Origin of the sequence: Candidatus Leptofilum sp., from assembly GCF_965223285.1 — a bacterium.
Classification (GTDB): Bacteria; Chloroflexota; Anaerolineae; order Promineifilales; family Promineifilaceae; genus Leptofilum.
On sequence record NZ_OZ244997.1, the window covers coordinates 2,599,069 to 2,621,069 of the forward strand.

24 protein-coding genes and 1 pseudogene are annotated in these 22,001 nt (G+C 51.3%); 24 read left to right on the forward strand and 1 reads right to left on the reverse strand.

The features are described 5' to 3' along the window. The first annotated feature begins 213 nt into the window (after nucleotides 1–213). The 13 genes and pseudogenes from mutS (at nucleotide 214) to dnaN (ending at nucleotide 10,196) form a co-directional block, all read left to right on the forward strand. Nucleotides 214–2,805 carry a DNA mismatch repair protein MutS gene (mutS, locus tag ACOQPU_RS11800; protein WP_420645309.1) on the forward strand — a complete coding sequence of 864 codons (2,592 nt, stop codon included), beginning with the start codon at nucleotides 214–216 and terminating at the stop codon, nucleotides 2,803–2,805. Between the two features lie 89 nt (nucleotides 2,806–2,894). After that, on the forward strand, nucleotides 2,895–3,098 hold the full coding sequence (locus ACOQPU_RS11805) for a hypothetical protein (RefSeq protein ID WP_420645310.1): 204 nt from the start codon (nucleotides 2,895–2,897) through the stop codon (nucleotides 3,096–3,098). Nucleotides 3,099–3,481: 383 nt separating this feature from the next. After that, entirely contained in the window at nucleotides 3,482–3,967 is a 486-nt protein-coding gene (locus tag ACOQPU_RS11810; RefSeq protein WP_420645311.1) for a hypothetical protein, read from the forward strand. A 17-nt stretch (nucleotides 3,968–3,984) separates the two neighbouring features. Further along, nucleotides 3,985–4,416 (forward strand): pyridoxamine 5'-phosphate oxidase family protein, encoded by a 432-nt coding sequence (locus ACOQPU_RS11815; RefSeq protein ID WP_420645312.1) that lies wholly within the window; start codon nucleotides 3,985–3,987, stop codon nucleotides 4,414–4,416. After that, the gene (locus ACOQPU_RS11820; protein WP_420645313.1) at nucleotides 4,416–4,826 is read left to right on the forward strand and encodes a DUF6157 family protein; all 411 of its coding nucleotides are present in this window, start codon (nucleotides 4,416–4,418) and stop codon (nucleotides 4,824–4,826) included. Before ACOQPU_RS11815 ends, ACOQPU_RS11820 begins: the two co-directional genes overlap by 1 nt. Nucleotides 4,827–4,838: 12 nt before the next feature. Next, nucleotides 4,839–5,219 carry an iron chaperone gene (locus ACOQPU_RS11825; protein ID WP_420645314.1) on the forward strand — a complete coding sequence of 127 codons (381 nt, stop codon included), beginning with the start codon at nucleotides 4,839–4,841 and terminating at the stop codon, nucleotides 5,217–5,219. Between the two features lie 20 nt (nucleotides 5,220–5,239). Continuing rightward, nucleotides 5,240–5,639 (forward strand): annotated as a pseudogene (locus ACOQPU_RS11830) (VOC family protein). Nucleotides 5,640–5,672: 33 nt separating this feature from the next. Then, nucleotides 5,673–6,788, forward strand: a complete 1,116-nt coding sequence (locus ACOQPU_RS11835; protein ID WP_420645315.1) for a WD40/YVTN/BNR-like repeat-containing protein — start codon at nucleotides 5,673–5,675, stop codon at nucleotides 6,786–6,788. Next, nucleotides 6,785–7,081 (forward strand): MoaD/ThiS family protein, encoded by a 297-nt coding sequence (locus ACOQPU_RS11840; protein WP_420645316.1) that lies wholly within the window; start codon nucleotides 6,785–6,787, stop codon nucleotides 7,079–7,081. The genes ACOQPU_RS11835 and ACOQPU_RS11840 overlap by 4 nt, the downstream gene beginning before the upstream one ends. Beyond that, entirely contained in the window at nucleotides 7,082–7,612 is a 531-nt protein-coding gene (locus ACOQPU_RS11845; protein ID WP_420645317.1) for a DUF1697 domain-containing protein, read from the forward strand. Between the two features lie 102 nt (nucleotides 7,613–7,714). Next, entirely contained in the window at nucleotides 7,715–8,191 is a 477-nt protein-coding gene (locus ACOQPU_RS11850) for a VOC family protein (protein WP_420645318.1), read from the forward strand. Nucleotides 8,192–8,219: 28 nt separating this feature from the next. Continuing rightward, nucleotides 8,220–8,678: a DUF1579 family protein gene (locus ACOQPU_RS11855; RefSeq protein ID WP_420645319.1), complete on the forward strand. Its 459-nt coding sequence runs from the start codon at nucleotides 8,220–8,222 to the stop codon at nucleotides 8,676–8,678. 384 nt (nucleotides 8,679–9,062) lie between these two features. Further along, nucleotides 9,063–10,196, forward strand: coding sequence for a DNA polymerase III subunit beta (gene dnaN / locus ACOQPU_RS11860; RefSeq protein WP_420645320.1), 1,134 nt, complete (start codon nucleotides 9,063–9,065; stop codon nucleotides 10,194–10,196). Between the two features lie 87 nt (nucleotides 10,197–10,283). Here dnaN and ACOQPU_RS11865 read toward each other — a convergent pair whose 3' ends face one another. Continuing rightward, nucleotides 10,284–10,499: a cold-shock protein gene (locus ACOQPU_RS11865; RefSeq protein ID WP_420645321.1), complete on the reverse strand. Its 216-nt coding sequence runs from the start codon at nucleotides 10,497–10,499 to the stop codon at nucleotides 10,284–10,286. Nucleotides 10,500–10,713: 214 nt separating this feature from the next. Here ACOQPU_RS11865 and ACOQPU_RS11870 point away from each other — a divergent pair, with 214 nt between their 5' ends. The 11 genes from ACOQPU_RS11870 (at nucleotide 10,714) to ACOQPU_RS11920 (ending at nucleotide 21,991) form a co-directional block, all read left to right on the forward strand. After that, the gene (locus ACOQPU_RS11870) at nucleotides 10,714–11,724 is read left to right on the forward strand and encodes a lysylphosphatidylglycerol synthase transmembrane domain-containing protein (RefSeq protein ID WP_420645322.1); all 1,011 of its coding nucleotides are present in this window, start codon (nucleotides 10,714–10,716) and stop codon (nucleotides 11,722–11,724) included. Continuing rightward, nucleotides 11,721–13,043, forward strand: coding sequence for an NAD(P)/FAD-dependent oxidoreductase (locus ACOQPU_RS11875; protein WP_420645323.1), 1,323 nt, complete (start codon nucleotides 11,721–11,723; stop codon nucleotides 13,041–13,043). The genes ACOQPU_RS11870 and ACOQPU_RS11875 overlap by 4 nt, the downstream gene beginning before the upstream one ends. Before the next feature lie 216 nt (nucleotides 13,044–13,259). Beyond that, the gene (locus ACOQPU_RS11880) at nucleotides 13,260–14,699 is read left to right on the forward strand and encodes a UDP-glucose dehydrogenase family protein (protein ID WP_420645324.1); all 1,440 of its coding nucleotides are present in this window, start codon (nucleotides 13,260–13,262) and stop codon (nucleotides 14,697–14,699) included. A 112-nt stretch (nucleotides 14,700–14,811) separates the two neighbouring features. After that, complete coding sequence (locus tag ACOQPU_RS11885) at nucleotides 14,812–15,141, forward strand: DUF433 domain-containing protein (protein WP_420645325.1); 330 nt, start codon at nucleotides 14,812–14,814, stop codon at nucleotides 15,139–15,141. 144 nt (nucleotides 15,142–15,285) lie between these two features. Then, a complete protein-coding gene (locus tag ACOQPU_RS11890) occupies nucleotides 15,286–15,651 on the forward strand; it encodes a DUF5615 family PIN-like protein (protein WP_420645326.1) in 366 nt (121 codons plus the stop codon). Nucleotides 15,652–15,731: 80 nt separating this feature from the next. Then, entirely contained in the window at nucleotides 15,732–17,018 is a 1,287-nt protein-coding gene (locus tag ACOQPU_RS11895; protein WP_420645327.1) for a M16 family metallopeptidase, read from the forward strand. Between the two features lie 4 nt (nucleotides 17,019–17,022). After that, nucleotides 17,023–17,550 (forward strand): hypothetical protein, encoded by a 528-nt coding sequence (locus ACOQPU_RS11900; RefSeq protein WP_420645328.1) that lies wholly within the window; start codon nucleotides 17,023–17,025, stop codon nucleotides 17,548–17,550. Nucleotides 17,551–17,614: 64 nt separating this feature from the next. After that, the gene (locus tag ACOQPU_RS11905) at nucleotides 17,615–19,384 is read left to right on the forward strand and encodes a chloride channel protein (RefSeq protein ID WP_420645329.1); all 1,770 of its coding nucleotides are present in this window, start codon (nucleotides 17,615–17,617) and stop codon (nucleotides 19,382–19,384) included. A gap of 90 nt (nucleotides 19,385–19,474) precedes the next feature. Further along, nucleotides 19,475–20,170 (forward strand): class I SAM-dependent methyltransferase, encoded by a 696-nt coding sequence (locus tag ACOQPU_RS11910; RefSeq protein ID WP_420645330.1) that lies wholly within the window; start codon nucleotides 19,475–19,477, stop codon nucleotides 20,168–20,170. Between the two features lie 60 nt (nucleotides 20,171–20,230). Continuing rightward, nucleotides 20,231–20,659 (forward strand): GNAT family N-acetyltransferase, encoded by a 429-nt coding sequence (locus ACOQPU_RS11915; RefSeq protein WP_420645331.1) that lies wholly within the window; start codon nucleotides 20,231–20,233, stop codon nucleotides 20,657–20,659. A gap of 57 nt (nucleotides 20,660–20,716) precedes the next feature. Next, nucleotides 20,717–21,991 (forward strand): M16 family metallopeptidase, encoded by a 1,275-nt coding sequence (locus tag ACOQPU_RS11920; RefSeq protein ID WP_420645332.1) that lies wholly within the window; start codon nucleotides 20,717–20,719, stop codon nucleotides 21,989–21,991. Nucleotides 21,992–22,001: the final 10 nt, after the last annotated feature.

Below are 22,001 nucleotides of genomic sequence, written 5' to 3' on the forward strand. Positions count from 1 at the left end.
GGACTGCCAGTCCTGGCCCAAGGAAAGAGTCTTGCTTCGGTAAGGCTCTTTTTTTGCCAATTGCCCCCATCCTCGCTATGCTTACAAGCTGCAAAATCATACAATCAACCTCCGGGAGGTTTTGGCCGTATCCAAATGAAAAGCCAAACCTCCCGGAGGATAAATGAACCGATTCCTGCTGCAAACCACCAGCCACTTTTCCCAAGGAGCAAAATGGCCAAAAGCAAAGTCACCCCCAGCCGCCAGCAATATTTAGACATCAAGGCGCAGCATCAAGACGCGATTGTTTTCTTTCGGCTGGGTGACTTTTACGAGACGTTTGATGATGACGCCAAGCTGGCTGCCGAAGAGCTGGATTTGGTGCTGACCAGTCGGCCACAGGGCAAAAACCAGCGCACGCCGATGGCGGGCGTACCCCATCATGCCGCTGAAGGCTATATTGCCCGGCTCATTGCCAAAGGGTACAAGGTGGCGCTGTGCGAGCAGATTGGCGACTCGTCCCAAATTAAAGGGCTGATGCCGCGTGAGGTAGTGCGCGTGTTTACGGCTGGCACGGTCATCGAGCCGGGGATGTTGGATGCGGGGCGGAATAATTATCTAACGGCCGTTCTCATCGAAAGTGATCGCGTGGGCCTGGCTTATGCCGATGTGACCACCGGGGAATTTGCCACCACGCAGTTTAACGGCCGTCGCCGCCTCACCGAAGAGCTAGCCAGATTAGACCCCGCCGAATTGCTGCTGCCCGACAGCGAACTCGCTTTTAATGGTGAAGCTAAGGCGATTAGCCGTCTGCCCGATTGGCGTTTTGAAGAAGGCAATGCTCGCCAAACCCTGCTGCGCCACTTTGGCGTTGACTCCTTGGCTGCCTTTGGCTGTGAGGGCAAATCGCTGGCAACGCGCGCGGCAGGTGCCATTTTGTATTATTTGCAAGAGACGCAAAAAGGATCGGTCGGGCAAATTCAGCGGCTGGCGACGTACAGCGTGGAGGGGTTCATGGCGCTGGACACCGCCACGCGACGCAACCTGGAACTGACGGAATCGCTGGGCGGCGAGCGCAGCGGCTCGCTGCTGCGGGTGCTGAACAAGACGGTAACGCCAATGGGGATACGCTTGCTGCGCGACCGAATTTCTCGGCCTTTGCTGGATGTGGATTCGCTGAACGGCCGTCTCGACCAGGTAGACACATTTTTCAACGACGCCCTCCTCCGCGCCGATCTCCGGGCCACGCTCAAAGGGCTGCCGGATATGGAACGGCTAACCAACCGCGTCCTTAGCGGCAAAGCCACCCCGCGTGATTTGGAGAATATCGGACTGGCGTTAACGGCCGTGCCGGAGATCGGTAAGCAGTTATCGGTAATCAGTGAACAGTCTCCAGTCTCTAGTCTCCAATCTCTAATCTCCAATCTCGACACTTGCACCGAAGCCGCCCACATCATTGAACAAGCCATCGCCCAAAACGCCCCCACCAATTTGAACAAGATGGGCGTCATCCGGCCTGGCTTTTCGGCCGAACTAGATGGCGTGATGAACTCATCGGCACATGCACGGCAGTGGGTGGCAGAGCTAGAGCCACGCGAGCGAGAGCGCACTGGCATTTCTTCGCTGAAAGTTGGCTTCAACAAAGTGTTTGGCTACTACCTGGAAGTGACCCGCACCCACAGCGACCGCGTACCGGATGATTATATTCGCAAGCAAACGCTCACCAATGCGGAGCGGTACATCACGCCCGAGCTTAAAGAGTACGAAACGCTCATCCTCAATGCGGAGGAACGCATTTTAGAGATTGAGCGGCGCGTCTTTAGCGAGGTGTGCCAGCAGGTGAGCCAGTATGCCCAGCGATTGCTGCAAACGGCTAACGTGCTGGCGCAGCTAGACGTGGCCTCGACTCTGGCGGAAGCCGCCGCAATGCAAGGCTACGTCCGGCCAACGCTAACGAATGAGAACAGATTGATGATTGAAAACGGCCGTCACCCCGTCGTCGAGCAAACGTTAAATTTAGAACGGTTTGTGCCCAACCATGTGAAAATGGACGCTAACGAGCGCATCCAAATCATCACTGGGCCAAATATGTCTGGCAAAAGCACCTATTTGCGACAAGTCGCACTCATTGTGCTCATGGCCCAAATTGGCAGCTTCGTTCCTGCCGACAGCGCCGAAATTGGGCTGGTAGACCGCATTTTCACCCGCATCGGCGCCCACGATGAGCTGCACGCCGGGCGCAGTACGTTCATGGTGGAGATGGTGGAAACGGCCGAAATCCTTAACCACGCCACCCACCTATCTTTGCTTATTTTGGATGAGATTGGGCGCGGCACCAGCACCTACGACGGGCTGGCCATCGCCTGGGCCATCATCGAATATTTGCACAACCATCCTCGCCTCAAGCCGCGCACGCTTTTTGCCACCCATTACCACGAGCTGGTTGGGCTGGCCGATCTGTTGCCGCTCGTGAGCAATTACAACGTTGCCGTGGCCGAAGAAGGGGACAAGGTGATCTTTTTGCACCAAATCGTCCCAGGCGGTGCGGATCAGAGCTACGGCATCCACGTGGGGCAACTGGCAGGCTTACCGCGCGATGTGATCAATCGGGCCGATGAGATTTTGCTGGAATTGGAGGAACATGCCCCCACAACGGCCGTCGAACCCAGCCGCCTGAACAGTGTGCAGCAAATGGCCCTCTTCCCCGAATCCAGCCCCCTGCTGGATGAGTTAGAAGCTCTTGATGTAAACAGCATGTCGCCGCTGGAGGCGATCAACAAGCTATACGAATGGAAACGCCGCTACGCCGATGAAAAGAATGATTAAATTTTGATTGCCGTGCTCATTTTTATGGTACGATGCTTCTGAATTTTTGATGCAACCTCAACCAGGCTGTTTTGTACGGAGGATTATCTATGATTCAAAAGAATGAAAATTCACGGTCTTCACTCTCCTTTCGCGACTATGGTTATCTAATTGCCATGATCATCCTCGGCATTTCGATTGGGTTGCTGCTCTACCCGCGGCTCACCAACCCGGCCATCTGGCAATGGGGGGCGGCCGGTCTGAGCATTGTGCTCATGGCACTCACGGCACCTGCCTTGCGAAAGAGGAAGTGATTGTGGGAAGCGGCCGTTTCCCCAACAAATCAACCTATCTACACATCCAATTTAATCTGATTTCAGGCTGGACAAATTAGAACATCTGCTCTACAATTCTCTCACCTTGCCCACACAACTCGCATATTTTTCACAACTTCTCAACACCATCCGGGCAACCTGCAAGATAAACTTGTCATCCTGATTCGTAACTATTCAGGAGCTCCGGTCGGTCTCCTGACCGTACCGGCTAGGTGGCACGGCGAGACGCCAGCCACAGCCAGAGAGGCTGTATTAGTTACCCTGATTCAACAATTTCGTCAGAGAGCTAGCTTTTTCTTTGTGCAGCTCTGCGGCTTCTCTGTGTAACTCCGTGTTCCACTTTTAAAACAACAGGGGCATTTATGTCAAGCAAACTAGATAGCGATTTATTCAAGAAAGCCCTTTACCTCCTCCTTGATGAAACATTTGAAAATGTACAAGGCATCTATTTAGACAAAGGCACCTCTTTTTTTGAAACCTTAGCCACCATTTCAGCCGAAGAAGCCTCCATTCCAGTGGGTGGCCAATGTGCCACGCTGGCAGCGCAGGTGAAGCATACGGCGTTTTACCTCGATGTATTAGAGCGAAACGTGCGAACCCAGCAGTTTAACCCGGTTGATTGGGGCGAGATTTGGCGGGAGGTAACGGCCGTTTCCCCCCAAGAATGGCAAGCAATCCAAGACGAACTCCGCGACAGCTACGGCAAAATTAAACAGCTTATCCACGACACCCCCGCCTGGCCCAACGAGCGCGTGATTGGCGGTGCGATGGCCACCATCGTCCACACCGCCTACCACCTGGGCGAAATCCGCCAAGCGTTGTGCAGTTTGCAACAGCAACCCGCCTAAACAAATGTGAGGAAAAAATGACTCTCAGTGACGCTCAAATAGCATTTATCAAAGACAATCCTTCAGCCGCGATGATCACCACGGCCAAAGATGGTACCCCAAAAGCTGTGCGTATCAGTGTGGGAATCATAGATGGCAAGCTGTGGAGCAGCGGCACGCAAGACCGCATCCGCACGAAGCGACTGCGCCGTGATCCGCGCTGCACCCTGTTTATCTTCGACAATCAATACAAATTTTTGACGCTGGAAACGGCCGTTACCATCCTCGATGGGAGCGACGCGCCGGAACAAAATCTACGCCTCATGCGGCAGCTGCAAAACCGCCCGACTGGTCCGCTCAACTGGTTTGGCCACGAGCTGGACACCGAAGCATTCCTGCAAACGATGGTCGAACAACAGCGTCTGGTGTACGAATTTGATGTGACTCACAGCTATGGAATGGTTCAATAATGGAGAGTACCAACTATTTCAACACGCTCATTGAGATTGCTGAAGATTGTCCGGCGGCTCAGGGCGAAATTCCGCCAATCAAGGGCAGCAAAAAGTCGGTCGCCAATCTGCAATATGAAATGCTGCATGGGCATCCCTACGAATTTACGTCTGACGACGTGTTATTTACCGTCTTCGCCACCAGAAAAGAAATTCCAGAAGAAAATTTAGCCGAGCAGCGTCACCTTTTCTTCTCCAAAGGGCAACCTTGCTTCCGCGCCTCGCCGCTCACCAAACGGTATGGCTGGGGTGTCCACAGCAACGCAGATGGCAAAATCGCCATGTTTGGTGTGGAAACCGAAGCGTATAAAAAACTGGTAGGAGATGCGGCCGTCGTGAAGAAAAAAGCGATGCGCTCTAAACGCGCCTAGTTGGTGAAAATAATGGACAAACCAGCAACGATAGATGAATACATTGCGAACCAGCCACCTGAAGTTAAGAAAATTTTGCAAAAGGTGCGGGAGGTGGTGAAAACGGCCGTTCCCAATGCCACCGAAACCATCACCTACGGCATGCCTACCTTCAAGCTGGATGGCAACTTGGTGCATTTTGGTGCATCTAAAAACCATCTCGGCTTTTATCCCACCCCTTCAGGCATTACCGCCTTTGCCGATGAACTCACCAGCTACAAAAGCAGCAAGGGAGCTGTCCAATTTCCTTACAACCAACCCATTCCCTACGAACTGATTAGCAAAATTGCTCAATTCAGAGCGGTCGAAAATCTAGAAAAAGCAGCCGCGAAAAGCGGGAAGCGTTCTGCATAGCAAATATTGAAGGAAAAACCATGCAACAGATAGCTACTTTTTTAATGTTTGAAGGCCGGGCGGAGGAAGCACTCAACTTTTATACGTCTTTGTTTGAAGAAGCGGCCGTTTCCCACATCGATCGCTACGGAGCCAACGAAGACAGTGTAGAAGGAACCGTGCGCCTCGCCAAATTTACCCTCAAAGACCAGCAATTCATGTGCATAGACAGCAGCATCCAGCACGAATTCACATTTACCCCGGCGATGTCTCTCTTCGTCACCTGCGAAAGCGAAGCAGAAATTGACCGATTGTTTGCCGCATTATCCCAAGATGGCCAAATAATGATGCCCTTGGGAGCCTATCCATATTAGTGAAAAGTTCGGCTGGTGTGCCGATCGATTTGGTGTTTCCTGGCAGCTATCTTTGGAACTTAGTTAGCCGCCTCGAGCAAATACAAGGAGAAAACAAAAAATGAGCGGTGTACGCGTTTTAGTTGGCACCAAAAAAGGTGCATTTATTCTAACGTCAGATGAAAAGCGACAGGATTGGGACGTGAGTGGCCCCCACTTTGCGGGTTGGGAGATTTACCACATGAAAGGCTCCCACGTAAACCCCAACCGCATCTACGCTTCCCAATCTACCGGCTGGTTTGGCCAGCTCATCCAACGCTCTGATGATGGTGGCAAAACATGGGAAGCAGTCAATAACGAATTCGCCTATGACAGCGATCCTGGCACCCACCAATGGTACGATGGCTCACAGCACCCTTGGGAGTTCAAGCGCGTCTGGCATTTGGAACCATCCCTTACCGAGGCGGATATCGTTTACGCTGGCGTAGAAGATGCAGCTCTGTTCCGCTCTAGCGATGGCGGGCAAAGTTGGCAAGAACTGCCCGGATTGCGAGAGGTCAAAGGGAATTTGTGGCAACCGGGTGCAGGTGGGCTTTGCCTGCACACCATCGTCCTACATCCCAGCAACCCCAACCGCATCATCGTGGCCATTTCGGCCGCAGGCGCGTTCCGCACCGATGACGGCGGCGAGACGTGGCGCCCCATCAATAATGGGTTGGTCTCTCAGTGGGAAATTCCAGAGGAAAGAGCGGATGTAGGGCATTGCGTTCACAATATCAGTATTCATCCGTCACGGCCGGACGTTTTGTTTATGCAAAAACATTGGGACGTGATGCGCAGCGACAACGGCGGTGATCTGTGGCATGAGGTCAGCGGCAATCTACCAAGCGACTTTGGCTTCCCCATTGCTGTGCATGCCCATGAACCAAAAACAATTTACGTTGTACCCATCAAAAGCGACTCTGAGCATTATCCACCAGAAGGCAAACTGCGCGTCTACCGCAGCCGCAGCGGCGGCAATGAGTGGGAAGCGTTAACCAATGGCCTGCCGCAAGAAAACTGTTATGTCAACATCTTGCGGGATGCAATGGCCATTGACACGCTTGAATCGTGCGGCATTTACTTTGGCACTACTGGTGGACAGGTTTATGCCTCGGCCGATTCAGGCGATAGCTGGAACGCGATTGCCCGAGACCTGCCCAAAGTTTTGTCGATAGAAGTGCAAACCCTGCCATGATTCGCGTAACGTTACCGTTTCATCTGCGGAATTTGGCCAAGGTGGGCAAAGAGATTCAACTCGAGCTGGATAGCCCAGTCACGCAGCAAGCAATCCTCGATAAACTTGAGGAGATGTACCCAGTGCTGCGCGGCACAATTCGTGACCATCATACCCACAAACGGCGGGACTTCATTCGCTTTTTTGCCGCTGGACAAGATTGGTCACACGCTGCCCCATACACGCCTCTGCCAGAAACAATCGCCAACGGCACGGAGCCATTCCGCATCATCGGCGCTATGGCTGGGGGCTAAATGAACACAATCATTTTGCTGCTGCGAGGCATCAATGTGGGCGGCCGTAACAAGCTGCCCATGCGTGACCTAAAAGCGATTTTGGCAGAGATTGGTTTGGCAAATGTGCAAACATACATCCAAAGCGGCAACGTGGTCTGCCAGACTGATCGCACCGATTTGCCTACCCTGGCGGAAGAAATTGGGGCAGCGATTGGTGAAAGTCAGGGTTTTGTGCCTCGGATTTTGTTGCTCAGCTTGGTGGATTTGGAAACGGCCGTTGCCCAAAACCCTTTCCCCGCTACCGATGAACAACACAAAACCCTCCATTTCTACTTTTTAGAATCCGCCCCATCCAACCCGGATTTAGCCAGGCTAGAAGCAGCTAAAAGTGAAAGTGAGCAGTTTGCCCTGATTGGGTCGGTGTTTTATTTGTACGCGCCGGATGGGATCGGCCGTTCTAAACTGGCCACTAAAGTAGAGCGTGCGCTTGGCGTGGCAGCCACGGCCCGCAACTGGCGCACAGCAAGCAAATTATTGGAGATGGCCTAGTGAGAAAACTGAAACTTCAAGTACAGGTAACGATTGATTGCGGCATCGTAGCCCTCCATTACCAACCAAATCGCAGCTAAAAAACAAGATTGAGGACAATTCGTGCAAAAAATTACGCCCTTTTTGTGGTTCGACAACCAGGCAGAAGAAGCAGTTAACCTATACGTTTCTATATTTAATAATTCAAAAATCCTGGAAATGAATCGATATGGTAAAAACGCGACTTTTCCCGAAGGCACGCTTTTCACCGCCAGGTTCCAACTTGAGGGGCAGGAGTTCGTAGCCATGAACGCTGGCCCTCAGTTCAAGTTCACTGAGGCAATTTCGCTCTATGTCGATTGCCAATCCCAAGCAGAAGTAGATGCTTTGTGGGAAAAGCTAATCGAAGGTGGCGGAGAGGAATCTCAGTGTGGTTGGCTCAAAGACAAGTTCGGTCTCTCCTGGCAAATTATCCCCTCGGTGCTTATTGAGATGATGAATGATGAAGACCTTGAGAAAGCCCAGAGAGTGACAAATGCGATGCTGCAAATGCGCAAAATTGAAATCGACAAATTGCAAGCTGCATATAATCAAACCTAAGTGAAGTAAGCCCAAAGGAGCTTAAACAATGGCTGTTTCAAAAAAATTACTCGCTTTGGCAGGAAGTTGGCAGGGCATCAATCGTCTATGGCTTGACCCCTCAAAGCCAGCTCAGGAATCGGCGGGAACGGCCGTTTTCCAACCAGTTGCTCAAAACAAATTTGCCACACTCAACTACACATGGGCATATAAAAATCAGTCACAAGCAGGTTTGTTGCTCTTTGGGCAGGAGGGTGAACAAGTGGACGCCGCCTGGGTGGATTCTTGGCATATGCAGCATGCGATGATGCACTGTACCGGAGAAATTCAGTCAGATGGTGGGATTACTGTATTGGGCAGCTACGCCGCGCCTCCGGGGCCTGATTGGGGCTGGCGCCTCACTATCCAGCCTTTAAGCGACGCCCAGTTCAAATTTATCATGCACAACATTACCCCAGAAGGCGAAGCCATGTTAGCAGTAGAGGCAATCTACAGCAGACAACCATAAAATCTACAAGAGACAAAATGCTTAAGTGTTTGGCGGTTTGTTTCTTAAATCAATTAGTGGAACAAACCACCAAACGGTAATCTACTTTCCCTGCCCATCCCCGCTCTGCCCAAACTATTGAAATTATCAAACGCCAGCTTGCTAAACATTACGGCGGTGATATGGAAACGTATTACGATATAAAAGACCCAGTTTATGACCTCATTTGGGATGCCGCTAAAACCTGGGCAAAGCACGAAAACTGGTCCCCCTAAAGTTACCCAAACTTGCTCTACCAACTCTTTTTGAATTTGTCTTACAGCTTGCCCTGTGCCTCTCGTTCCTATATACTATTTTTGCTCAATCTATGCGGGTTAACACAACAAAACTTTAGGGAGAAATGGCATGAAGGTTTCCTGTCTGCAAGAAAACTTGGCAAAAGGGTTAAATATTGTAAGCCGGGCGGTGAGCACGCGCTCGATGCTGCCAGTTTTGGCCAACGTGCTGCTAGAGACTGACAACGGCCGTCTCAAACTCTCTGCCACGAACCTGGAAATTGTCATTACCGCCTGGATTGGTGCCAAAGTGGAAGAAGAAGGCTCTGTCACAGTACCGGCTCGCACGCTCAGTGATTTGGTGGGGGCACTGCCGCAAGACCGAGTTGATTTGGCATTGAATGAGCAAAATCAGACGGTTCACATTACGTGCGGCCGTACCGAGGCCAACATCAAGGGCATTGACGCCCAAGAGTTCCCCCTGGTTCCCCAACCTGATCAAAATGACCGCATTCGGGTAGAAACGGCCGTGCTCAAGCAAATGATCAGTCAGGTCGCCCTCGCCGCCGCCACCGATGACACCCGCCCCACCCTCACCGGCGTCTCCACCCATTTTGAAGAAAGCAAAATGCTCATGGCCGCCACCGACGGCTTCCGCCTCTCCCTGCGCTCTGCCCACATTCCCGGCTTCGTAGAGAAACCTATCGACATCATTATTCCGGCACGGGCACTAACGGAGCTGGGGCGCATTGCCAGCGACGACAACGACGCCGTTTACATTTCATTACCAGAGGGGCGCAACCAAATCGTATTCGACATGGATAACGTCGTGTTGGTTTCCCAGCTCATCAATGAAACATTCCCAGACTACACGCCGATCATCCCCAAGAATAATCTGACGCGCACCGTGCTAAGCACGGCCGAATTCCGCAGTGCCTGCAAACGCGCCGAAATTTTTGCCCGCGAATCCAGCCATACCGCTCGCGTCCGCATCGAGCCGGGAGATGAGCTTAGCCCTGGTTCAGCAGTCATTGCTGCCACCAGTACCGAAACTGGCGACTCCTTAGCCCCCATAGATGCCGACGTAGATGGCGACCCTATTGAAATTGCGTTCAACGTCAAATATATGACCGACGTTTTGAGCGTTATCGACACGCCACAAGTAGCACTGGAAACCACCAACCCGATGGAGCCGGGCGTTATCAAACCTGTGGGGGACAATGACTTTGTCCACATCATCATGCCGATGCATTTCGGCCGTTAACTATTTTGGCACTGGTTGGCAAAAATCGTGAAACAAAAAAAGAGCACATCCGCGGATGTGCTCTTTCTGGTTGCAAGTTAGAGTTGCTTACTCAGCCAATCGGTTAACCTCTTGCGCCTGAAGCCCACGAGGACCTTCCGCTACTGCAAATTCAACCCGCTGGCCATCTTCCAAAGAACGATAGCCACTACCCTGGATGGCACTGTAATGAACGAAGATGTCGCCACCTGCGTCCCGTTCAATAAAGCCATAACCTTTGTCATTACTGAACCATTTAACAGTACCTACTTCGCGTTCTGCCACGGTCACCAACCTCCTACAATTAAACAGGGCAACTCCCTTGAAACAGAGCTACCAATAAAAGATTCTTAAACGCTATCATAATTTTATGCAGTTGTCAAAGCACCTTCATGCCGCCTTATCCCGCCTAACGTAATGCAGGATGACAGGCCTTGGGTGCATGGTACAATTGCGGCTTTTGCTGCGGCATTGTGTATATACTTTGAGGTTCTTTGCATTGAAACGGATTTATTTTGGGATCGGCGTTGCGATCAGCGCCGTTTTTCTTTGGTGGGCACTAAGCGGTCTGGATTTATCGGAAGTGTGGCGAGATATACAGGCTGCTAACTATTGGTGGCTGCTGCCCGGCGTGGCGGTCTATTTTGTGGCGGTGTGGGCGCGAACGTGGCGCTGGGATTATATGTTACGGCCGTTAAAACACATCCCGCTACGCCAACTGTTTCCCGTCGTTGTGATCGGCTACATGGGCAATAATATCTACCCGTTTCGCGCCGGGGAGGTGCTGCGTTCTTACGTACTGCGCCGCCGCAAAGATGTACCAATGGGAGCCAGCTTGGCTACCGTCATTGTAGAGCGCGTATTTGACGGGCTGGTGATGCTTGTCTTTGTATTTATCGCCCTCCCCTTTACACCCATCCCCGGCGATGATGGCTCTATTCGCGCCATCGTGATTACGGCGAGCATTCTCTTTTTTGTGGCCATGGTCATCTTTTTTGCCCTGGCTGCCATGCCAGACCGTTTTTATGCCCTGGCTGAGTGGCTTGGTGACAAATTATTGCCAGATAGGGTGAAACGGCCGCTTCTTGAGTTTCTGCAACGCTTTCTTACCGGGCTAGAATCGCTGCGCAGCTTCCAGAACGTTCTCATGATCTTCCTCACATCGGTTGTCATTTGGCTGCTGGAAACGGTGAAATATTGGTTTGTGATGCACGCCTTTAGCTTTGAAGTGAGCTTTTTTGCTCTAATGCTGATGAACGGCATTGTGAATTTGGCCACCACGCTACCGTCCGCCCCCGGCTACGTAGGCACCTTTGACGGCCCCGGCATTGCGGTGCTAACTTTGTACGGCATTGAACAAGGGTTGGCGACCGCTTACACGTTGGTACTTCATGCCGCGCTCTGGCTGCCTATCACCCTGTTGGGCGGCTATTACATGCTCAAAGAAGGGCTTGGCTGGGCGGACTTTGGTCGCGCTGTGCAGGTAGCAGAGCAGGAGGCCAGCGCATGAGGATTGCGATTGTCGGTGCTGGGCTAGCTGGGCTTTCGGCCGCATATGATTTGCTGGCCGCCGGGCATGATGTGACGCTGTTTGAGGCCAGCAACCAGGTCGGCGGGCTGGCCACTGGCTTCCATGATGAAAATTGGGAGTGGCCGCTGGAGAAATTTTACCATCATCTGTTTGAAACGGATGAAGCGATTATTGGTTTGGTAGAAGAGCTTGGCATTAAGGAAAAGCTATTTTTCCCCACCCCTCGCACGTCTATTTTGTACGACGGGCAAATTTACCCATTTAGCAATCCGGTCGATTGGTTTAAGTTCCCCGGCTACAACATTGTAAACTTTTTCAGGTTTGGTGTGGTTGGGGCGTTTATTCGGTATACCAAGTTTTGGCAATATCTGGAGCAGCACACGGCCGTTTCCTGGACACGCCGCTTCTATGGCCAAAAAATTTATGATGTGAGCTGGAAACCGCTGCTCATTGGCAAATTTGGGGATTATTTTGATAAGGTAAATATGGCCTGGCTGTGGGCCCGGCTGTATGTACGCAGCTTTAAGCTGGGCTATTTTGAGGGCGGTTTTCAGGCGTTTATTGATGCGTTGGAAAAGGCCGTTGCCCAACGCGGCGGCAAAATCTGCCTGAACAGCCCAGTCCAAAGCATCACCCCCATTAGCAACAACAACCAGCTTGACCTGACCGTAAACAATCAGAATGAAACGTTTGATGCATGCCTGGTAACCACGTCGCCAAACTTGTTGAGCAAGATGGCTCCTTCACTACCTGAAAGTTATTTAGGGCAACTGCTGAAACTGAAAAGTATGGGGGCTGTGGTGCTGACGTTGGCGTTGAAACGGCCGCTGATGGCCGACAGCAATACCTACTGGCTCAACATTCCTGCCATTTCGACAGACAAAACCAAAAATGAACTCCCGTTTCTGGCTCTAGTGGAGCATACTAACTACATAAACCGGCAGCATTATGGTGGTGATTACATCATTTATTGCGGTGATTATGTAAAGCCAGATCACCCATACATGACGATGAATCAATCTGAGCTGGAGCAACTTTTCACCGCCGCACTTACCAAAATCAATCCGGCATTTAAGCCAGAGTGGGTGCGCAAAAGCTGGCTATTTAAGGCCAGCTACGCCCAGCCCGTACCTTTGGTGAACCATTCAGAGAACATTCCCGCCGAGCAGACGCCCATCCCTGGCCTCTATTTTGCCAGCATGAGCCAGGTGTATCCGTGGGATCGTGGCACCAATTTTGCCGTGGAAATCGGCCGTCGGGCAGCCACCCAAATTGCGTTTAACAATCGTCTGGAATAAGTGTGGAAAGTACAAATGTAAGAGTGTACCAGTACCGTCAACTGTGGTATGTTTGCCACAGATTTGTGCCTGGTTTCTTGCACAAAATCCCATATGAACTGTTAATAAAAATGTTATCGTCAAAGTTTTACAAACAGCCCTTCACATCAAGCCAAACCCTCGTAGAGCTTTGAACAAATTCGACAAAGACTTTATTAGTTGAAGGAGCAAACTATTATGAAAATTATTGTTGTTGGTACCGGCTTTGTAGGGCTACCCCATGCGGCCGTATTGTCTGAAGCGGGTCATGAAGTATACGCTTACGATATCGATCCCAAAAAAATAGCTGCTTACCAAACCGCCGATGCAGAACAAATCGAGCGGTATGTTAACGAACCCGGCCTGCCAGCCGCTATCGCTGACACCATTGACCGATACCTCTTTTTCACGTCAGATATTAGCGACATTGTGGAAGAGACAGATGTGTTTTATATGTGCATCAACACGCCGCCAAATCGGGATGGCTCGACGGACCTCACTTATTATTTGAAGGCCGCTCACGACATCGCTGAATATTTGTCCAAGCGTAAAAACAACAACCGCGTGGTGTTGGTGAACAAGAGTACCGTGCCAGTTGGCACAGCACGCCTGCTGGAACGTATCATGAATGAGCATGGCGTAGAAAACTTTGGGGTAGCCTCTAATCCAGAGTTTTTGGCGCAGGGCAATGCCGTGGAAGGGTCACGCCGTCCAGACCGCATTGTAGTTGGTGCCGACACTACCGAAGATTTCCAGATTTTGCGCCGCGTCTACTCACAGTTTGTAAACCACGTACGCATAAAATATGTGGAAACCACGCCAGAAACGGCCGAAGCCATAAAATACATGGGCAACACCCTGCTGCTCACCTACATCTCCTTCTGGAACGGTGTGGGTGCCCGTGTGGGTGAAGCATTGCCTAACGTCCGCATGGAGGATTTGAAGCTCGGTGTTACGGCCGATAACCGGATCAGCACCTGGGGTTCTTACGTCAGCAATGGGGCCGGCGGCAGCTGTTTCGGCAAGGATATTCAATCACTCATCTACCAGCTAAATCAGGCAGGCTGCTCGACCGATTTGCTACAGGCAGTCTACAACATCAACGAATACCAGAAAACGTATCTGATTGATCGCGCGGTGCATGAAGCAGATTTCAACTTCAACCAAAAGACGGTTGCGTTGCTGGGTCTGGCCTTCAAAAAGCGCACCAACGACATGCGTGATTCGGCCGCTCTAAAGGCAGTAGAAGCATTGCTGAGCAAAGGCGTCAAATCCATCCGTGCTTATGACCCGCTGGCCATGGATGCCGCACAAAATTACTGGTTCAACCCAGAAAAGAACCATCTTTTTGAGCGCATCAGCTACCATAGCACCGTGCAGGAAGCCCTCGACGGCAGTGACGCGGTGTACATTTCTACAGATTGGGAAGAGTTCCGTGGGCTGTCTCGCACCATTGAGAAAGCCGTGAAGCCACCCTACCTGGTGATTGACGGCCGTCGCATGATTCCTGATTATACCAGCCTGGTAGAAAAAGGGTATCAATATCTGGCCGTTGGTGCTGGGTTGATGGCACCTGAAATGGAAACGGCCGTACCTTCCACAAATGGCGTCGTCCCTGAGCTGGAAAAACAACCATAACCACTTGTCCATTTGCAAAAAACTCCGGCTTATTGTAATTATGCCGGAGTTTTTTTTGCCCTGATTTTTTCCAATACCACTTGTGCTATAATCGGAACAGAGGTGAAATGTGATGTTAACGCTAGAAATACCTACATTGCCCCTAAAATCTGATAGCAGCGGAACGATCCGGATCGGTAGAACACGGGTTACATTGGAAACAGTTGTCTACGCCTTCAACCAAGGCTACACTGCCGAGGATATTTTCAGCCAATTCCCGGCTTTAGAATTAGCTGATATTTATGCTGTTATCTCTTACTATTTAAATAATCGCAAAGCCATTGATGAATATATTCAACAGCAAGAAAAAGAAGCGGCGCAAATCAAAAAACAGCTAGAATCTAGACCAGGATATCAAGCATTTCGTCAACGATTACATGCTCAAAAAACAGAAGGTAGATAGCCTTGTCTTTCCTTCCTGTTGCATTTTGATAACCTTCTGCGCTTCCGCTAGAATTTGCCCAAGTTGAAAGATACGAAGCCAACGCGCTCAGATAAAATATAATCTGAGCGCGTTTTTTTGAGAAGAAAATGGTTGGTGAACGGAATGCTGAAGTTAAAAAGATTTCTGACAGATGAAAATTTCAATAACCGTATTTTAACGGGGCTAAGACGCCAGCATTCCTCACCACTTGACATTGTTCGCGTTCAAGATGTAGGACTTTATAGAGCTGATGATCCCAGCATTCTACGCTGGGCAGCACAAGAAGAGCGCATTTTACTTACACATGATTATAAATCAATGCCTCAGCATGTAGCCGAAGTTCTTTCGTCTGGGCAAAGTATCGCAGGTATCATATTTGTTCCAAAATTTATGGCTGTTGGAGAAGCAATTCAAGATATTCTCATCATGGCAGAAAGCTGTTCACCAGAAGAAATGAAAGAGTGGATGTACGTTTATTTGCCACTTTGACATTAAACGGCCGTTTCCCCATTCCCCTATCCATTGTTATAATCTCGCATCCTGCAAGGCGCAGCGACAAAGGATGCTCCATGACAAACTCGGTTCACAAAACAACACTCAATAACGGCCTTACCGTCGTGTTAAAAGAGATGCACCACGCCCCCGTCGCCAGCTTTATGGTTTGGTACCGCGTCGGCAGCAGGCACGAAAAACCAGGCATTACCGGCGTCTCCCACTGGGTTGAGCACATGATGTTCAAGGGCACCCTCACCTTTCCCAATGGCTCGCTCGATGGCCTGGTTTCTCGCGAAGGAGGGTACTGGAACGCCTTCACCTGGGTTGATTTCACAGCATATTACGAGACGATGCCCAATAGCAAAATCGACCTCGCTATACAGCTAGAAGCAGATCGCATGGCGAACACGCTTATGATGCCAGAAGAGGTGGAATCGGAGCGCACCGTTATTATTTCTGAGCGGCAAATGTATGAAAATGACCCCAACTTCCAGCTCATGGAAGAGCTGACTTCCGCCGCCTTTCGGGTGCATCCTTATCATCACGAAGTCATTGGCGATATGGCCGATCTGCACAGCATGACTCGCGATGATTTGTACGGCCATTACCGACGGCATTACGTACCAAATAATGCCATCGTCATTGCCGTTGGCGATTTTACAACGGCCGAAATGCTGGCAAAGATTGAAGCCCAGTTCGGCAACTTGCCATCTGGGCAACCGGCCGATCCCATTACGCGGCAGGAGCCACCCCAAAAAGGGGAACGGCGCACAGTTGTGCAAGGGCCAGGCGATACAGCCTACCTCACGATGGCATACCGCGCTCCGGCAGCTGCCCATCCCGACTATTTGTCACTGGTATTGCTAAACGCGGCTTTTGCGGGCGGCAGCAGCCTGGGCATGTTTGGCGGTGGCGGCAGCAACAAAAGCTCCCGGCTTTATAAAGCCTTGGTCAACACAGAATTAGCGGCCAGTGCCTACGGCAGCCTCACCCCCACCAGCGATCCGTTTTTGTACATGCTCAATGCCGTGGTGCAAGCTGGCCGAACCCTGCCAGAAGTGGAAGCCGCGCTGGATGCTGAATTAGCGCGTCTGGCGTCGGAACCAATCACAAAAAAGGAGCTGGACAAGGCACTCAAGCGGGCTAAAGCAGAGTTTGTGCTGGCCGGGGAGAGCATCACCGGACAAGCGCAATTGCTGGGCATGACGGAGGCGGTCATTGGGGATTACAGTTGGTACGAAACGGTCTTGGAGCGTCTAAATCAAATTAGCCTGGACGATATTGAGCGGGTTCGGGAACTTTATTTACGGCCGTCTCAACGCACGGTCGGTTGGTACGAACCAGAAAATGGGAGCGGATGAGCAAGTGAAAAACCTAATTAGATTGTGTCTAGCTTCTTTTGCAATATTTTTAGCTGTGGGCTGCGGCTTTGGCAATGAGCCAAATCCCGCTGGGAATATAGTTACACTTGTGGAAGCAACGGCCGCTCCACCCACGCCGCTCTCCTCGCCAACCCCAACCAACCAGGCTGACGCCGATGTGCTGTATGTTTCTGCTAGGGAAACGGCCGTTGGCCTGTGGACATTTTCGGCAGAAGTGGCCCATCCAGACACCGGCTGGGAAGATTACGCCGACGGCTGGGATGTGGTGTTGCCAGATGGCACCGTCGCTAAAGCCAATCCAGACGACCCCTTCACTCGTCTGCTGCTCCACCCCCATGAAACCGAGCAACCCTTTACCCGCAGCCAAAGCAACATTCCCATTCCGCCGGAGGTCACGACAGTGACTGTGCGCGCTCACGATTTGGTAAATGGCTTTGGCGGGCAAGAGGTGGTGGTGGATTTAACGGCCGTTTCCGGTGATAAATTTGAAGTAACCAGACTAGACCAATGAACCAAACTTTATCGTCAACAGATTTTTTTACCTTTTTGCTGAACAAATAAATTACCGATCACCTATGAAATCCATTGGCAACGCACTTCTGGACGGAATCAAACATTTAAACATCGTCCGCAACCTGCCCAAATATTTCGATGAGGAAGAACAGCGGCTAGCCATCCAGTCGGTGATCATTGGTGTGGTGGTTTGGGCCATTGTGTTTAGTCTGCAAACATCGGTGCGTTGGCTGTTTGAAGCCGTACTCCAGATATTAGCTGGTCCTTCCCCCTGGTTGCTGTTCATTCCCCTGTTGCTGGGTGCGCTCATTGTGGCTTGGCTGGCACAGTTACGGCCGTCCACCCTCCATTACCGCGACAAAGAAGGCCACATCCGTGAACTTAACGACATCGAAGGGGATGGTTTGGAACGCGCCATCTCCCTCTACTACACTTCTGAACCCTCTTTTGAGCAAGCCCTCACTGGACAAGAAGGCGTAGACGTGCGCTGGGAATTGCCAACTTTCTCGCTTACCGTCCGCAAGTTTTTAGCCACATTTTTCACACTGGGCAGCGGTGGAAGCGGCGGATTAACGGCCAGTGCCACCCTGATCGCCGAAAGCGTTTCTGCGGGCTTATTCAAGCCACGTGCCCTCACCAAAGACAGCAGCCACCATCCATACATTGCCCGCTTTTGGCATTGGTGGCAGCCCCATCGCACCGATCATCTGCAAACAGCCCAACTCAGTGCCATTGCTGCGGCCGTTGCCGTGCTGCTTGGTACCCCCTTTGCCGCCGCCTTCTTTGCCTCCGAAGTGATGTACCGCTACCGTCCTGTCATCGAAAAGCTCGTCTACGCACTCATTTCGGCACTGGTCGCCTTCTTTCTCACCGATCTTATTACAGCCGGTCATCCGGTTCCATTTGAATCGGAATTGCTTTATGTGCCGCCAACCACCTGGAGCTATTTTGGCGTCTTGCTGCTGCTTGGTCTTTGTGTCTCTTTGGTCAGCCAATATTTTCGTCGTCTGCGCATCAGCTTTGATCACGTTTTTTACGACGGACAGCCAAATATTTGGCGGCGCCATTTGCTCGGTGCCGTGGTTAATGGCATCATTGCCCTGCTTGTGCATTATCTCACCCAATATTTTGACCTAACAGATCGGGGATTGGAACTTGTGTTGGGTCGTGGTGACGACATTGTCAATCTGGCCATTGCCGGAGAACTTACGATTGCTGTGGCACTCATCGCGCTGGTAGCCAAAGCCATAGCCACCCTGGCTACCATTACCTCCGGCGGTTCAGCCGGACTGTTGATACCAACGCTTTTCTTTGGCACGATGGTTGCCACAACTTTGGCAAATCTGTTTGATTACGAGCCGCTGGTGCTTATCGTACCAGCGATGGTGGCTAGCCTGGTTTCAATTGCCAATGTGCCGCTGGCAGCAATTCTGTTTGCAGTGGAGGCATTTGGCTCTGTGTACATGGTACCTGCTCTGTTTATGATGGTACTCGCGTCTGTTCTGACACACGAGGGGACAATCTACCGCACGCAGCGGGAGACATACGAAAGCCGCGAGATTTTGCCTGGCGTGAGCGTGCGCCGCCACGCCATTCCAGAAAGATGGGCAAACCGCACCTTGATTGATATTGATTTTCGCCGTCGTTTTGATTTGAACGTGATTGGTCTGGTTGAGTATCGTACCAATGAGGGTAGGCCACGGGTACGCTTGGGCACCGCTTCCTCCACAATTTTGGAAGCGGGAGACACGCTGGTGGTTTTGGGCCGGGATGAGAAGCTGGCCGAACTGGAGACGTTTCTCGAAGCTGAATATGCGAAAAAGGGCGAGTAATCTTTGAGGAAACCAATATCAACGATTTCGCAGATGCAAAAGATTAAAAAAATTGTGCAATCTGCTGATTAAAAAATTCGGGAACCCGACATGGATTTTAAGACCATTTATGCTACCAAAGCCGAAACGTACGAAGCAATGATTGCCCCAGAAGATTATCAGGGGAATTTGCTGCCAGCGTTGGAACGGATACGGCCGTTCACCCAGCAAAACGTCGTCGAATTTGGCGCAGGCACCGGGCGGCTCACCTGCTTACTGGCTCCGCTTGTGGGGCACATCTACGCTTGCGACGGCTCTGCCCACATGCTGAGCGTAGCCGAGCGCAAGTTGCAGGCAGGTGGCTGGCAAAATTGGCAGTTACATCATGCCGACAACGCCAACTTACCCCTGCCAGATAACAGTGCCAACATTGCCATTGAAGGATGGAGCTTTGCCCACGCCCGTGGCTGGTTCCCCGATAGGTGGCAGCAGGAAATTGGACAGATGATTGCTGAAATGCGGCGCGTTCTTAAGCCGGGCGGCACCTTCATCTTGTTAGAAACGCTGGGTACCGGATTTGCCGAACCCACGCCGCCAAATCCCGATTTGGCCGAGCTGTATGCTTGGTGGCATGAAAAATACCAGCTCAACCACACCTGGATTCGCACCGACTACAGGTTCAACTCCCCCGAAGAAGGCGCACACCTCACCCGATTTTTCTTCGGCGACGAGCTGGCCGACCGCATCTTGGCCGAGCAAATGACCATCCTGCCAGAATGCACTGGCATTTGGTGGGGCGCGGCGTGAATGCTATTATCATGCCATTTGCAACAGTATCTTATTAATCAATGTTGTAAAAGGCGCAAAATGCAAGTTTACATCGCTCGCACAGATTCAGAAATTGCCCAATGCTATTCCGTAATGGTGCAGCTATTACCAGACCTTAAACAATCTGATTTTGTTATTCGTGTCAGGCGTCTCTCAAAAACGGGCTACACTTTAGCGTATTTAGAGGATTATGGTTTGGTTTGTGCGGTCGCTGGTTTTCGCATTGTTGAAATGCTTTCTTCATTTGAACCGTATCTTGTTATTGATGAAATTGTTGCTGATGAAAGTAAGCAAAGGCAGGGTTATGGAAATTTTTTGTTTGATTGGCTTATTCAACACGCAAAAAAGCATCATTGCAAGCAAATTCACCTGGATTCCAGTGTTCGATTTGTAAATGCTCATCGATTTTACTTTCAACGTGGTATGCATATTCAAGGCTACCATTTCATCCTGCCGTTGCCAGATTAAGGCAGCCAATCGTTGAAAACATAGATTTATTGACTTTCATTATTTTTTTGAAATTTAATGCCTGAAACCTTGAATTATCCAAGTAGCAAAACTATTCACCGGGAAACGTTACCCAACGGGATCACCGTGCTGGTTTACGAACGTCCCGGCTCCCAATCGGTGATGATTGAGGGATATTTACAAGCGGGTGCGCTGGCTGAACAACCTGAACAGAGCGGTTTGGCCAACTTCACGGCCGTTTCCCTCATGCGCGGCAGCCAAAACCACAGCTTTGACGATATTTACGAAAAGCTGGAATCTGTCGGTGCAGAGATGTCTTTTAGTGGTGGCTACCATCTCACCTCCTTTTCGGCCCATTCGCTAGCCGAGGATGCTGATCTGGTGCTGAATCTGCTGGCCAACGTCATGCGTCAGCCCGCCTTCCCAGAACCGCTGCTCAACCAGCTCAAAGGGCAAATCATCACCGGGCTGCAAATGCGCGCCAACGATACACAGCAGATGGCCAACCGCACCCTGCGTGAACTGATTTACCCAGACCATCCGTACGGCCGTTCCCAAAATGGCTCGCTGCAAACCGTTCCCGACCTTAGCATCGCTGATGCGCAGCAGTTTCACGCCAATTATTACGGGCCAACCGGCATGGTTATCTGCATTGTGGGAGCACTCACGCCAGCGCAGGCGGTGGCCAAAGTCACACAGGTATTGGGCGATTGGCAAAACGAGGGGCAGCTATCAATCCCTGAATTGCCGGAGTTGGCAATGGTAAACGGCCGTCTGCAACGCCACCACACCATGCCAGACAAATACCAAAGCGACATTGCTCTGGGCCGACCCGGCCCTACCCGCAACGCGCCCGATTATCTGGCAGCCAGCCTCATGAACACCGTCCTGGGCGTCTTTGGCATGATGGGGCGCATCGGCAAAAACGTGCGCGAGGCGCAAGGATTAGCTTATTACGCCTACAGCAGCTTGCAGGGCGGGCTTGGCCCCGGTGCCTGGCTAGCCGCCGCAGGCGTTGCCCCAGACAAGGTAGAACAAGCCACCAACAGCATCCTGGATGAAATTGCCCGCATTCAAAATGAGCTGGTTCCGCTTGAAGAACTGGCCGACAGCCAGGCGTATCGCATTGGCTCGCTACCCGTTGGGCTAGAGACCAACAGCGGCATTGCCAACGTCATTACCGATATGGAACTGTACGGCTGGGGGTTGGATTATCTGCTGGAATATCCAGAGCTAGTGCGAGCCATCACGCCAGCCGACGTACAGGCCGCGGCCCAAAAATATCTCAGCACGGAGCATTTGGGCGTTGCCGTCGCTGGGCCAGAAATTTAGGAACACAGGA